The organism is Mycobacterium sp. NGS62 (assembly GCF_059812285.1).
Genome location: NZ_JCALCK010000087.1, coordinates 1 through 539, shown reverse-complemented (window position 1 = coordinate 539; position 539 = coordinate 1). Strand labels below are relative to the sequence as shown.

Annotated in this window: 1 protein-coding gene; it reads left to right on the top strand. The window is 64.2% G+C overall.

Annotation, left to right across the window (positions count from 1 at the left end; translation table 11 throughout):
* Positions 1-517: transposase (locus AC5Y49_RS24820; protein WP_499892024.1), on the top strand; the 517-nt coding region annotated here is incomplete at its 5' end.
* Positions 518-539 lie beyond the last annotated feature (22 nt).

Genomic DNA, 539 nt, shown 5'->3' with positions numbered 1-539 from the left:
GACCAAGCTGGATTTGATCCGCCAACGCATCCAGCAGCAGACCCTGAACCGGCGCGGGCATACCGGCGATCCGTTGTACGGGATCCGACGCATTGCGCGCACCCGAATCCAGCTGCTCTCGATGCGCCAACATGACCGCCTGACCAGCGTGCTCGATGCCGATGAGCATCTGGCCGTGAAGGTGGCCTACGTGATCTATCAGAAGATCATCGCCGCCTACGGCGACCCCAACCGGCGCCGCGGCAAACGGCGTCTGGCCGCGGTGATCGATTCGATCCGCCGCGGCGTGCCCGCCGGGCTGGAGGAGATCGCCCAACTCGGCCGCACCCTATGGCGTCGACGTCACGACATCCTGGCGTTCTTCGACCACCACGCCTCCAACGGCCCCACCGAAGCCATCAACGGCCGCTTGGAAGCCCTGCGCCGCAACGCCTTGGGATTTCGCAATCTCACCCACTACCGAATCCGCTCACTGCTGCACAGCGGCGCACTCCACGCACTGGTCAATGCACTCTGAATTACGAAGAGCCGACAAAGCG